Origin of the sequence: Bythopirellula goksoeyrii, from assembly GCF_008065115.1 — a bacterium.
In the GTDB taxonomy this organism is placed as follows: domain Bacteria; phylum Planctomycetota; class Planctomycetia; order Pirellulales; family Lacipirellulaceae; genus Bythopirellula; species Bythopirellula goksoeyrii.
This window is the reverse complement of the sequence record NZ_CP042913.1, coordinates 4678655-4692575: the sequence shown is the minus strand read 5'-3', so window position 1 is coordinate 4692575 and position 13921 is coordinate 4678655. Positions and strand designations below refer to the sequence as shown.

9 protein-coding genes are annotated in these 13921 nt (G+C 52.5%); all 9 read right to left on the bottom strand.

Features of this window, described 5'->3' with window-relative positions; translation table 11 throughout:
- Positions 1-207: 207 nt before the first annotated feature.
- On the bottom strand, positions 208-1038 hold the full coding sequence (locus Pr1d_RS18405) for a sugar ABC transporter permease (protein WP_148074899.1): 831 nt from the start codon (positions 1036-1038) through the stop codon (positions 208-210).
- 54 nt (positions 1039-1092) lie between these two features.
- Positions 1093-3357 carry an extracellular solute-binding protein gene (locus tag Pr1d_RS18400; RefSeq protein WP_148074898.1) on the bottom strand — a complete coding sequence of 755 codons (2265 nt, stop codon included), beginning with the start codon at positions 3355-3357 and terminating at the stop codon, positions 1093-1095.
- Between the two features lie 8 nt (positions 3358-3365).
- Positions 3366-5405: a glycoside hydrolase family 13 protein gene (locus Pr1d_RS18395; RefSeq protein ID WP_210417769.1), complete on the bottom strand. Its 2040-nt coding sequence runs from the start codon at positions 5403-5405 to the stop codon at positions 3366-3368.
- 212 nt (positions 5406-5617) lie between these two features.
- Entirely contained in the window at positions 5618-7060 is a 1443-nt protein-coding gene (locus Pr1d_RS18390; RefSeq protein WP_148074897.1) for a PEP-CTERM sorting domain-containing protein, read from the bottom strand.
- 47 nt (positions 7061-7107) lie between these two features.
- Positions 7108-10380, bottom strand: a complete 3273-nt coding sequence (locus Pr1d_RS18385) for an alpha-amylase family glycosyl hydrolase (protein WP_148074896.1) — start codon at positions 10378-10380, stop codon at positions 7108-7110.
- 37 nt (positions 10381-10417) lie between these two features.
- Entirely contained in the window at positions 10418-10888 is a 471-nt protein-coding gene (locus Pr1d_RS18380) for a carboxypeptidase-like regulatory domain-containing protein (protein ID WP_148074895.1), read from the bottom strand.
- On the bottom strand, positions 10885-11541 hold the full coding sequence (locus tag Pr1d_RS18375; RefSeq protein WP_148074894.1) for a hypothetical protein: 657 nt from the start codon (positions 11539-11541) through the stop codon (positions 10885-10887). Before Pr1d_RS18375 ends, Pr1d_RS18380 begins: the two co-directional genes overlap by 4 nt.
- Before the next feature lie 21 nt (positions 11542-11562).
- Positions 11563-12651, bottom strand: coding sequence for a DUF1559 domain-containing protein (locus Pr1d_RS18370; protein WP_148076446.1), 1089 nt, complete (start codon positions 12649-12651; stop codon positions 11563-11565).
- Between the two features lie 295 nt (positions 12652-12946).
- Positions 12947-13912 (bottom strand): PEP-CTERM sorting domain-containing protein, encoded by a 966-nt coding sequence (locus tag Pr1d_RS18365; RefSeq protein ID WP_168205341.1) that lies wholly within the window; start codon positions 13910-13912, stop codon positions 12947-12949.
- Positions 13913-13921 lie beyond the last annotated feature (9 nt).

The following is a 13921-nucleotide window of genomic DNA, read 5'->3' as shown; positions in this document are numbered from 1 at the left end:
GTTTTAGTCACCTTTTTGGGAAACATTTCTCGATCAGTTCGGTGAAAATTCTGCCCAACCCATACAATTGACACTTTGCAACTCCCCAGTAGCAAAGAAGTTACACGTTTTGCAGGTGCCGTGGAAGGCAAGCAGCTTGCAGAATGAGCAAAACTGTGGTTCCGCCATCTTGCCAGGGAGGCGTCTTGCCCGTCGATACTCCAACGTTCATTCCTTCACCGCTCCAAGAGTCATGCCTGATACAAGGTAACGGCTCAAGGCCAGGAACACGATTACCACGGGCACACTCACCAGCAACGATGCGGCGGCATAGAGTGCCCACTGCGTCGACATACTCGCCTGAAAGCTTTTGATTCCAAGTGGCAGCGTAAACATATCGCGGTCTTGCAATACCTGAGCAGCCACGATGTATTCACTCCAGGCGGTCATGAAGCTGAAAAGGGCCGTGATCACCAAGCCCGGGACTGCAATGGGCAGGATGATAAGCCAGAAAGCGCTGGCTCGGCTACAGCCATCAATATGGGCCGCCTCTTCGAGCGAGGGAGGGATCGTGTCATAGAAGCCTTTCATTTGCCAAATGCAAAAGGGGAGTGCAGTAGAAACGTAGAATACTAACAGTCCCAAGAAGGTATCTACCAAGTGTAATTTGGCAATCAAGATGTAAAGAGGAAGTAGCAACATCGTGGCAGGGAACATCTGGGTGGTCAGAATCGCCAGCATCGTGGCTTGCCGCCCGATGAAATTGAATCGGCTCAACGCATAACCTCCAATCGAGGCAAGCACTACTCCTGTGAAAGTAACGAGAGTCGACACCAACAGAGAGTTCCCCAGCCAACGTAAGAAAGGTTGCTCGGTAAACAGTTCTCGATAAGCGGCGAAAGTCCAATTGGGAGGAATAATCGACAAATCAGTCGATTGCAGTTGGTCGCCCGGCCTGAGCGAAATCGATAATACCGTCAGCACGGGATAGATGCTGATGGCCGCGAAGACCAAGAGCAGCAAGTGGCGAGACAAGGTGATAAGTAATGATTCTTTCATGGCAATTTGTCTAATTTAGAAGAGCCGGAAGCGTAACCTGCCGGTCTTCATCCGTTACGTATAAACACTCTCAGTTGCGCGGGTACGATGTAGAGAATACAAGCTAACAGCGAGCAATAGTACAAAGATTACCATCGACAAGGCAGCTCCATAGCCGTAGCGATAGAAACTGAAAACGGCTTTGTAAACATACGAGACAAGGATATGCGTCTGGTCAGCCGGCTCACCACCGTTGGAGACCAGCCAGATGACATTCAGATTGTTGAAAGTCCAAATGCCACCGAGAACGACGGCCGGAGCGAGCACAGGTTTTAACAGCGGGAGCGTAACGTTGCGAAATTGTTGCCAGCGGTTGGCCCCATCGATCCGCGCAGCCTCATAGAGTTCCTGCGGAATACCCTGCAAGCCACCTAAAGCGATCACCATCATAAAGGGATATCCCAACCAAACATTCGCTACGATGCACGCAGTGAATGCGAGGCCAGGTTCTCCGAGCCAGTTGAGCGGCGGGATTCCTAAGAATTCTCCCAAGAGCAGGTTCACCGCACCGTAGTCATAGTGAAACATGCTCCGCCAAGTGAGCGCGGTAATGTAGGCCGGCACCGCCCAAGGAATGATCAGCAGGACCCGATAGAGGGGCTTGCCGCGTATCGGGCCATTGAGCGCAATCGCCAAGGCCACGCCGATCCCCACATGAAATACAACATTGACGACCGTCCAGACCAAGGTTTTCAGCAACACCCCGAAAAACTTCGCTTCGGTGAATACATCTACGTAGTTGCGGAGGCCGACAATCGACCACTCCTGGAAATTGTGGAGCGACATGTTGGAAAGTGAAAGCAACACATTGTAGAAAAACGGAAAGACGACCGTGGCAAACATGACAACCAGCGCTGGGGCAATGAGCAGATAGGTGAATGGCTGACGACGCATATCAGGTAGGAGCCCCATCAAACTTTTGCGTTGCCAGAAAACCAAGCCACCGCATATCGCAAGCCCCGCCAGTTGCCAGAGCCAGAGAAACGCTGTGCTTACTGATTCCTGCTGAATGATCTCGATCGAATGTAGTGCATTCTGCTGCATCTGGCGCGCCGCAGCGGCGGGAGTCGTGTTGCCTCCCAGGAGAGTCTGGTACGGGGGACGCATCGCATCCCAGACGGCTCGCATTTCGACATCCACGGGCATGATTCGGCCCCGGTCAAACTGCTCTTTCGAGGCAGCGAGCGTCGGATCTTCGCGGATCAGCGGATCGTCGAGCAGCTTTTTACGAGAAGGCAAGATTCGCACCAGTTCCATAAATTTGCGCTGTGATTCTGAGCTAGTCATAAACTGGACAAATTGCATTGCATCTTCTGTTGCCTGGGGGCTGACCAAGGCGTTGAGTGAATAACCTTTGGGAGATATCATCGGCGCCATCGGTTTGCCAGTTGCACTTACTACAGGTAGGGGGGCAATGGCCGCATCAATTTCCTCGGTTTCCAAATAGTCGGTCCAACTCCAGTCGCCATTGATGATCATGGCAGCCTTCCCTGATTTGAACAGCGAATCGGCGGTCTCGTAGTCACAGTTTCTTGGCACGACCCCATGCTCTTGCTGCAAGGAAAGAATGAACTGATAGGCGGAGACGCTTTCAGGGGTATCCAATGCGGGCACGGGTTGGCCTGATTCGTCGAATACCCAGGCTCCATAACCAGTTAGAAAAGGGATCGCAAAAAAAGGTTCGACGAAGTTCCACACCAACCCATAGCGATCTTGGCGTCCATCACGATCGGAGTCGAGCGTATTGGCCACTGCCAGATCAACCATTTCAGCGGTGGTTACAGGTGGTTCCGCGATGAACTTACGGTTGTATACCAGGGCCAAGTGATTGCCGAATCGATCAGGAACCTGCAATAGCATGCGGTGCTCAGAGTCATTGGGGGCAGGCAGATAAGTGAGTGCTCCCTCGACAAACTCACCAGCTTCTTCCGAGTTCACCCAGGGACTCATGTCGCCGACAATTCCCATTGCGTGAAATGTGCCCAGCACGTCGGAGGGGCCATAAACTAGTTCAGGCCCGATGCCTGCCAAGGCGGCCGTCTGGAAACCGCTCCTCAGTTCTTCAGTTTCCTTGTAGAGTGTTCGCACATCGATTTCTGGATGGGCGGCTTCAAATTCCTCGACAAGCTTGTCGAGCATGACCCGATCGCGAGGCACCATTTGGTGCCACAAGGTTATGCTCCGCCGAGGGTCATTTTGGGAGCAGCCGCCAAGGAGGAACAGATACGCCAGGGCAAATAAAGTCAAAATGCATTGCCCGCCACGTGATTGAGAACCCATACTGTTGGTCACTCCGGGTTGGCTCGTTCGGCTAGTACTACGCCTCCCAACGGCGGAACCGTGACGATACAAACCCCATCTCGGCGGACGATGTCGGCCTTGGCTTCTGGGTCCCAGGTGACAATAAGTGACTGAAGCTCCCGAGCGGTGTCACAGGGGACTTCCCAACTGTAGGTGGCCTCCCCTCGATTGATCGCCACCAACACGCTTTTTCCTTTCAAAGTGCGGCGAAATGCAAAAAACTTCGCGTCGTCGTCACTTACCACCGGTTCGAAATCGCCATGTTCCAGCACATCATACTTGCGGCGGAGATGGATCAACTGCCGGTAAAAATCGTGCAACTCTTGATTGAATTGGACCGTGTCGGTCTCGCGATCCCGACCCAGAGGATCTGTAGATTGGTCATCGTAAATCAAATCATCCCATACCATCGGAAGCCGATTGCAGGGATCGTCGGCCCCCCACATGCCTGCCTCATCACCGTAGTAAATCATCGGGGGGCCGACGAATGTCATCTGCATCAATGCGACCAAGCGTTGAATGTTTCGCTCCAGATCGTTCGGCTTGCGAATGCTGTACTCGTTATCGTATCGGGGAGAGACCCGCTCGCTTACATCGTAGTCAAAACGCTCCGGCTGCAAGTAGGGCTGGCGACTTCGATTCACGATCATCGAGCCGACTCGCTGAGTGTCGTGTGAATCGATTAGGTTCTGCAGTGCATATTGCATCTTCTGCGGGTACTCATTCAATCGAGCGACCAATTCCTGGCCGAAGTCGTGGGGAGTGAGGATACCATCGATCAAGAATCCTTTGGCTAGATAGGCGAAGCCATGGTAGTTCATCGTTCCGGAGAAGTGTCCTTCGACCAAGTGATCACGAGCATTTTCCCAAAACTCGCCGACGGTGTATGCCTCGGGATTAAGTTCCCGCACAAGTGTATTCCAGTCCTGCCAAAAACCTGAAGGAACTTCATTGGCTACGTCGAGTCGCCAGCCATCGATGCCGTCGCTTGGGTCACCGTCGCCGTCGGGGTCCATCCACCGGCGGGTAATGTCCATCACATATGCCTTGGGCCCCGGATGCAGGTCATTCTGCTGTTGGTCCTCGGCGAACTCAGGCAATGTCTCGAATCCCCACCAACTTTTGTAGCGAAACTCATTCTGCGGAGTCGCGGGATCGTCAAAGTACTGAACGATATACCAATCTTTGTAAGGGGAAGCTGCTTGCTTCTCCCGCAGGTCGGCAAAGGCAAAGAAATCGCGGCCCGTGTGATTGAATACCCCATCGATGATGACTCGCATGTCCCGTGCATGAATCTCCTTAACGAGTTTCAAGAACTGCTTGTCGGCAGCGGTCCATTGCCAGGTCTTGGGGTCACTCGTTTCTTGCTCAATGATCGCCAAGTCGCCCGCCGGATCAGGGCCAAAATAGGGATCGATGTGATGCATCGAGGCTCCGTCGTACTTGTGCAGCGACTTGCCATAGAATACGGGGTTGAAATAGATGGCGTTGATGCCCAGATCCTGGAGATAATCGAGTCGATCGAGCACTCCTTGCAAGTCTCCACCGTATCGGCGATCGAAGATTCCCTTCTCAAAGAAACTGCCGCTGAGTTCCTTTTCCCAATCGGCGCGAGCATACCAATCCCCAGTCCAAGGAGAAACTTCCCAAGTCTCGGGAATCGAAGCTAAGTCTTCCAACGATTCACGGGTCGGATCATTTGAGGAGTCACCATTGCGAAATCGATCAGGAAAGATTTGGTAGAACACCGCTTCCGCAACCCAGTTGGGGACAAAGCGCGAAACGTCCGGCTGAACCTTAGGGGGTTTTTTATTCTCGCTGCTCGCACTGACCACAACCACTCCTGGATCGGCTGAGGCTGGGGCGGTGGAAGGGGAAGCATCGACCGTCGTGGTAGGTGTGACACTTGATTGCTGCTGGCGTTGGCAACCGGTGCTTACGATTGCAATTAGACAGGCCGCAACTGACAATAAGCACCGCGCGGCGAAGCACTCACATATCCTACTGCTCATAGTCGATCGATTCATTCGTTTCGCTTTCGTGCAACGAAAGCCCTCGTTGCACATGATGGAATGTCTGTGATTCCTGTTGAATTTCAGTGGGCAACCTAGTCGGAGGGACACCACCTCCAGCTTCCCGGACCGCGTTGCGATCCGGCTAGGCAACATCCTCGATTTTGGACCTGAAAAGCTGGCCGCCGGTGCCATGCCTGGCGGCCAGCTTGAAATTGGTCCACCCACTAACTCTTGCGACGACGGCTACCCATCATCGCGGTTGCGGCGAGTGTCAACAACGCCAGCGAACTGGGTTCTGGTACGGCATTTGCGCCGGCCAGGGCAGCCGGCTGCACAATGGTAACAAACTGATCCCCATCGGCCTCAAAGCTCAAATCAGGGGGCAGAGAGCCAAAGTTACCCGTCAGGACACCAACGCCAGAAAACTGATTCGCAACAAAATCATGATTCCCATTGTTGATGAAAGCCAGAAGCTTGATGTCACCGGTGGGATTACCTAATGCAGAAAGAGGGAGCGAGAACTCCAAGCCTGTGATCACGTTCTCGGGATCTCCTTCTGTTTGCATGGGATCCGAATCAGCTGGGGTCCCTTCAACACCTGCGACGTTGCTGTTGTTAAAGGCCATCTGCAAATCAATCGTATTGTTGAAGTTGCGATGATTAAGGGCGTTGGTAGGATCATTGCTATCGACGGGCAGAGCGAGTTCAAGTTCCGGAGCGATACAGCCGGCCCCCCCATCCGTGGTATCTGCAGTGCAGCCACCGGCACCGAGCGCGTAATTCTGATCAATCAATTGGCCTGGGGCCAATCCTGGCAGTGCTGGTCCAATCAAACTGGTTGTCGAAGGTCCGCCAGCATAGGGATTGAAAGGAAAGTCAGTCAGATTACGATCTGTATTGTAGCGATCTTGCCATTGCGCAAGGTCCAGGCCGTCTACGACACCATTCTCGTCGGCGTCGCCTTCCGGCTTTGTCGTCCCGATCATATAGCCTCGTTGCCACGTTAGGAAATCCTTGCCATCAACGTTGAAATCGCTATCGAAGTCTGGTCCCAGAGGACCTCGAAGAGTATTGGGCATGCCCAAAGGAGCCATTTGGTAGCCAGCCTGAACGACTTGGCCGCTGGTACCTTGAGTCAGATCGGCGAAGTGAGCGCTGAGCGCCCAGAATCCACGCCCGCCAACGTTTTCGCCGCCATTGGTGAAAGTTAGGTATTGGTCGGCCAGAAAACCCGTATCGAATATCAAGCCATCTTGGCGCTGTAAAGCACCGTCCGTCGTACCAAACCCACCACAGCAGAAGGCATCAACCGCAGCAGGAAGTGAGCTGCCTATAATCTCATTAACCCCACCCGATACGGAGTCGATATAGACTTCCAATTTATTAAAATTCGTTTCGAGATTTCCAGTGATCGTCACGTACAGTCGCCCATTAGCTACGACTCCAAATACTTGGTCTATCTCCGAGCCACCATCTGCGGTAGCGATAAGATCATCTGACGAATTGTCGCCAAACCGCGTCTTGGTATTCTGGACCGAAAGGGCCGTTCCGTAGCCGTCAGCCATGGTAGCCGAACCGTCGAGAGTCGGCACCGCTTCGGCAGTTCCTACGAGAGCGATCGCAACAAACGACGCTGCTAAAGATTTCAACCAATCGTAAAGATTCATGTTATTCTCCCTCTTCGAAAAAATGAGACTCAGAGTATTCAAACGAACTAAAACTTACACCTCACACTCTTATGTGAGTGATTCCTCGCACCCACAACTAAAACTAGCCCCGTTACGATGTACAAAACAAATGCCGAAGGTTCTGGCACGGCTTGTGCAGTTGCGGTTAGTGCGGTCAGCCCTGCTGCACCATAAGCCTGCTGCCATACGGCGAGGTCTGACGCATCGATTGCACCATTGAGATCCGCATCGCCTTGATCGTACCGCCCAGGCATACCTGCATTTCTCTGCCAAACAAGAAAGTCACGCCCGTCTACGTCGCCATCGAGATCGAAATCACCGTTTACGGTTTGGAATATCTCGGTCACGAGTGTTTGCACATCGAGGATGTCGACGATGCCATCGACGTTCAAGTCAGTGAGCCAGGCATTGCCGCCAATCGCGGCATACAGATTCTCTACGTCACCAACGTTCGACGAGCCATCTTCGTTGAGATCACCTCGCCGACGCAAAACCCCTTCGTAGGAATTCAATGACGTGGGGCTGATCCCGCTCATCGCATCCAATTCGGGTCCCAGTGCATACAAATCGAGGTTATTGACCAGGCCGTTGCCATCCAGATCTGCAGCCGCGTTGAACTTGGCATTCTGGCTGTAAAGCACATCTTCGAATGAGCCATTGTTGAAACCGGCAAGATCACCAGTTCGCACCTGTCCATTAAAATTGAGGTCGCCAAACCCGGCACCCACGCCCGTCTCGGTGAACATGCCCACATTTCGGCGTATCGTGAAACCATTCGTGCCATCGAAAGAGGGTTCAAAAGTAACAACGGTGGCTACATGGTTACCTGTGCCGACGTTTTGGAATCCGAATACAAAGGAATCAGCGTCATAGCGACCTGCAGTTCCCTGACCGTCCAGGGCCATCTGCAGCACTTGCTCGTCGGTGAGCCCCGCAGGCAGATCGAGGAACAAATGCATGCTGCTGGCGGTGGCATCGTTTGACTTGACGATCAGATCGCGATTTTGCAGCGTATTGGGACTCGACGCGAATGGATCAAAACTAACCACCGTCGATTCAGGAGCAAATCGGTCCACATAAATGGCCCGTTTGAAATCGGTAAAGACCGCTGGTCCCCCGTCGCCACCCGTTCCAGAATCTCGATGACGAAAGGCCCTCGCTGTGATAAAATGCCGGCCTTCGGAGAGTTGCGTGGTATCGATCGTCTGTGAATAACTTCCGAAGCCATTGTTACCGAGGCCCGGGATGCGAGTGTCGGTGAATTCCTCAAAGCCATAGGAAATGTCACCTGGAGTGGGATGGTCAATCCCGGCGAGATTGTTCAGGTCTTCTCCTTCGTTCAAGCGAACGAGTGCCGTGTCGCCATCTGCAGCGAAATCACGGATCATCAAGCCTGTTGTGGGATCGACCAGACTGATGGGCGTGGTGTTGAGCTGCACTGCAAAGGAATCGGCTCGAATCACGTCGATGTCGCCCAATCTTGCCGTGCCGTTGTTGCCTGCCGTGGGAATTGCCCCGGCAATGGTTCCCGCCACGTTCGTTAAATTGAGGCTTCCTTGAGGAGTGGCCAAACCATAAATCACGTAACCTCGGCCATGCGTATCATTGCTAGGAATGCTCATGTTGATCTGCCCAGATCCGTTTACTTTGACCGTCTCGGGAATTACCTCGCCAGGGTCAACGGTGGGGTCAGCCGCATTGCCAGTGAGTTCGACGAGAATAGATCCGGGTGCGAAATTAGTCTGTACGCCACTGCGTGTCTCAACAAAGGCATCGTTGCGACTGTTGAGCCCTACGATCGCGGAGTTGGATCGCTCGTAAATGTAGATATTGGAAAAGCCGTTGGAATTAAAAGCGTCGTCGATCCAACGCTCGTGGAAATCGCCTCGACCATGTGAGCTGCGAACCTCCACCAGTTTCGTGATGGTCTCGCCATAGAAACCTCCAAGGGCGTCGTCCTTGCCGTCATTGGGAAAATCACGGTTCTCGCCAAACTCTTTCGCGTTGAGATAGACCAGGGCATTGCCCGGTCGCATGAGCGTGTAGGCATAGGCCACATTCTTCAAGAAAGGAAAGCCACCGGGCAGATGGTCATGACTATCGACGAAAGACACCCCTTGGCTGCCGTTCTGGAGGCCATCGTCTTGAAAGTCTTGACTCGCACCACGAATGCCGTGCCAGTTATTGGCAAGGCCATTTCCGGTAAGGTTGCTCCGCAACGCGAAAAACAGTGGGAAATCCAAAGCATCGCGATTGCCACCCACCGTGGTGTTCGATGGTGAAATGGCCAGCGGGTTCGGCAAGTCGTGACGAATAAATTCCTGGACAAAACCCTTGTTGCCGTCAAGCACTTCACCGAACGAATAAACCGGCTTGAATGTGCCGTCGTGATTGAGTCGCGGATTCGCCCGAAAGACGGCTTGATCCAGGTAATTGAGCACCCAGGTGGGCATGTGCTTGATCGCGTCCGTGCGGAAACCGTCAACACCAATTTCTTGCACCATCCACCGGGCGTTTCGCATCAATAGGCCCGTGGCATTCTCCATGATAGGATCGCCCGCAAGCGGAGTGGTCGTATTGAAGTCGTAGAGCGTGACGTTCGCGTTGAGTGCCGGATCGAAGACGCTCGTGCCGCCGAGGTCTTGATCGGTGTAGAAACGTGTATTGTTAGGATCAGGTTTGTTGTAGATCGTCCCGGCCGGGATGTTGTCCGGATCCCCCTCCGCCACCGGGTGACGAATAAACTGGTAATTTTTTTCCTGCGCGATATCGGTAAGCCCCGCCAGTCGACCTTCTAGGGGATTATTATCGAAGTTGATGAAAGGATCATGAAAATCACCGAACTGATCGCCCGGTGTGTTCATGACAAAACCGGGATACCCCCCCAGAGCCACAAAAGCAGGTTCGTTGGGGCTGCCAAATCCGTTGTGATTCCAAATGAGATCGGTGTAGACATTCATGCCGGCGCGGTGAGCCGAATTGACGAGCGACTTCAATCCGTTCTCGGTTCCGTAGAGTGTTTCGTTCTGGGGTTTACCCAAATCGAACCGATCGAATAAATCGTAGCCGACCGAAAACGGCCCCGTGTCGGCGCGTTGAGGGGGGGGTAACCACATGGCCCCATAATCGGCATAAAACAGATCGACTTGCCGATCCTCGATGGTCTGCCATCTCGCTTCGAACATTTGCAACATGGCCGGGGCGGACACGTCTTGGGCGCATGCAAGATTCTGCTCTTGAGACGCTAAGCAGAGCGCGCAGGCCACCAGGATTCGTCGTACTAGTCTCGTGAAGATCATCAAAGGAGCTCTGTTCACTTAAGTAGGCATTCCACAACTATCTGCGTCGTCGCTTCGCCGGATCCTGCCATCCCGCGGGGGGTTGGGTCGTGAGTTCCAAGTTGATATCGTTTGAGCCAGGTTCGACATTGAAAGTCAAACCAGACAAATCTGGGGATCGATACCAAGCCGGCGTAATCGGTGGTCCAGGGGGTGGAGGTCCACCAGAGGCAGTTTGTTTCAAGGGTGGAGGTTCATTAGCAACGACTGTCACAAGATATTGTCCTGGAGGGATGCCTATCTCTCGACCCGTTCGCAATTCGTACTCACCATTCTGACCAATCTGCCCGTAAGCAGAAGGTCCAGAGTTGGCAGGCTTAAAGGTCACTGTGCCTCTAGTGATTGGTGTGCTATCGAGCGTCACAATTCCTGAAACCGATGATTCGTAGACGCCACCACAACCGCTTAGCCCTATCAAGAGTGGAACCAAACACAATGGAATATGTTTGTTACACGCACGCGACTTCATTTCTCTATATCCTCCATCGACGTATCCTCATCATCCTTTTGATTTGTCTTTGTTATCGATTGGAGTTCCTCAGAATCTGGGCTTTCGTAATCATCCATGCGTGCGTGATCTTCTTCGATGCCAGGTTCGTTGATGGAATGATCTGACTCCTCAGGGCGATAAAGCTCGTCAGGAGGAGGATCATTCTTGGATCCTTCTAGCTCGATCGCGAAGACATTCCTGCCTGGCTTGACCGAAAACTCTAAGCCGCTTGTCTCAGGTTTGGTGTATTTGGTAGCTGATAACCGAGGGCCGGCCAATGGAGGGCCCCCTTCTGCAACACTTGTACTCTTGTCGGCTGGTTCGCTAACTATGACCGCTGCAGTATAGTTCCCTGAATAGATCTTACTTTCATCAGGCCTTGTCATATTTCCCTGGCCAATGCGAAGTGAAAAGCTCCCATCAGAGTGAATTGGACCGGTCGCAACTGGACCTTGTTTTTCAGGGTAAAATGTTACTTGCCCACGAGGTGCCAGGGTCCCATCCACTGTGACGGTTCCTTGAACGATTGCATTACCTACATGAGTGTTGTCAGCACAGCTTGCGATAAATATCAATCCAAGGAGTAGCGGTGTGAGGCGTACCAAATTATTCATACTCATACATTGATGCATTCCAAATAATTCCTTTGAAGGTTAGTTCGTTTCGCCTGCAACCTCACCACCTGCCCTCGTGGCCAAGGCACGATATGTAGCACCATCAATGCTTTCATTAATAAACCGAACTGCGCCGTCTCCCAGAGCGAATTGCGCTCCGCCAGGATGCAGACTCTTGAAACCTCGCACATCGTTCCAGCGATTTGACTTGATTTCTGTTGTATCCACTCCGATGAGAAAGAAGTTAAGAGGAACACCACAAGTACCCCAGGTCCCATCCGCAAAATAGGCCATGCTGTGATAATCCTGCTCGACCACTCCTTCACCAATCATGAAAGTCCCGCTAAGACCATCTGAAACCGTCCTAAGTGGCACCTTCTCGTAGTAAGATGCACGAAAGATTAATCCATTTGCATTTGTCACATGATGCAAATCGGGGATCGATCCAAATCCGGTAAATTCAGAAACCGGGCTAAATGCATTCGAAGAAGCCTGGTCAATCACAAAATCTCCGGCGACCCCCTTGTAACTAGTTGTAGCAACAGGATTGGCCAAATTGTTGTCCCAATACCATTGATCTGGTGACGGTACTGCACTCGGATCTGATGGGCAGGTGAAGATCGGCAACTGTTGTTCCATGAAAGAACGGATTTCTTGGATGCCCATTCCCGTCCCACGATTTGCCCGGGCAGTGTGTTTATCCCTGCCACGCGGCGCATTCTCTAAGCCGGATGTTATTCCCGCATACATCGCTTGTTGTTCAAGCTGAGGCAGTATTTCGACAGTCCATCCTTTTCCCGTATAGCCTGGACCACCCTTTGCAGGATCTAATATGCCATCTTGACCCGATGGACCAACCCAGACTGCTTCACGCTTATCGAAATCCATGGTCCTGTCTTCCGGCCATTGCGAAACGCTGTAGGGCAGATACTTATTAGAGTTTTCGTAATTCAAGCAAGCCAAACCGAGGTTTTTCAGGTTATTCGCACAGCTCATCCGTCGCGCTGCTTCCCGGGCCGCTTGGACGGCGGGGAGCAAGAGAGCCACCAGGACTCCAATGATGGCGATTACCACCAAGAGCTCCACAAGGGTAAAGCCGAGTTGCCTGCGCGAACGATTTTTGTTCATGACAAGATTCCTTTGATATTTCACTAATTTCCTGAATAATCAACAGCCGCATTGCACTAGCAACTAGTTTTCACAAGTCACCGAGAGCGATGATCGCTAGTACGATGCGGCTGATGAGGAATTCGTATAGTGTCCAAATGCAAAAGGTCGTCAACCGCCGCTCGTACGCCAAGCGGGGGAGCACTGGCGTACGTAGCGGCGTTTGACCAACAAACAAGGAAAAAAATAGTTGCTAGTCGTGAGTGGCGAGTGGTGAGTTGAAACCCCGAAGCTCGTAACTCATGGCTCGTAACTCCTAACTCTTGCGGCCGCGTCCGAGGACGAGACCGAACATTGCCAAGCCAACTAAGGCAATTGAGGCGGGTTCGGGGACGATGCAAACTTCAAAGTGCTGCAAACCATCGGCGTAGGTGCTTGTCAAATTGATTTGACCAACTGTCCCAGTGAATGTACCAGCACCATCGCCACCCAGATTTCCTTGATCGCCTGACGGGGGAGGTCCTATGAGTCCTCCGAGGAACTGGTTCGACAGATAGTTCTGGTCGCCGTTGTTGATCATCGCACTAATCTTGATGCAATCACCAAGACCTGGATTGCCAATAGCTGACAAAGGGATTGCTAATTCCAAACCAGTCTGGACGGCTTGCGCAGCGGCGATACCCGCAGCGTCTAATGCGGCCGAACCGCCAGTGACTCCTGCAGTATTAGTGTTATTAAAAGCGACTCCGATTCCCGAGGCTCCCACGCTGGCATTGGAACCTTGTTGAGAACCAGCGAAAATGTCAAGACTCGATTCCACCACACTGGTATTGCCTACACTGTTGAAGTCGAAATCAAAGCGATCGCCATTGAAGTTTCCATTGCGGTTTATCATCAGGAAATCTGCGGCAAAGCCCGGATCAAACGTGAATCCTGCGTAACTGGCCGCCCATCCATCATTGCTCGGATTGTTTCCACCATTTCCCGTGTTGTTCGTGATGACGTTCTCGCCACCTGCAATGGAGTCGATGAAAATGTTCAACTTGTTGAAGTTGTTTTCCAAATTGCCGGTCAAGGTCAGATACAAGGTCCCACCGGAAACTTGGGCCCATGCGGCGTCAAGTTCGCTACCACCATTGGGGTTGGCATCACCAAACTGCGTCTGAAGGGTTTGTGTTGCTGCCAGCGTGTAACCGTCGCCGGCTGTGCTGCCATCCAACGTCACGGCGGAAACAGGTGCGGCCATCGAACAAACAATGGCCAAACATAGAAGTCGTCTCATTACTCCACC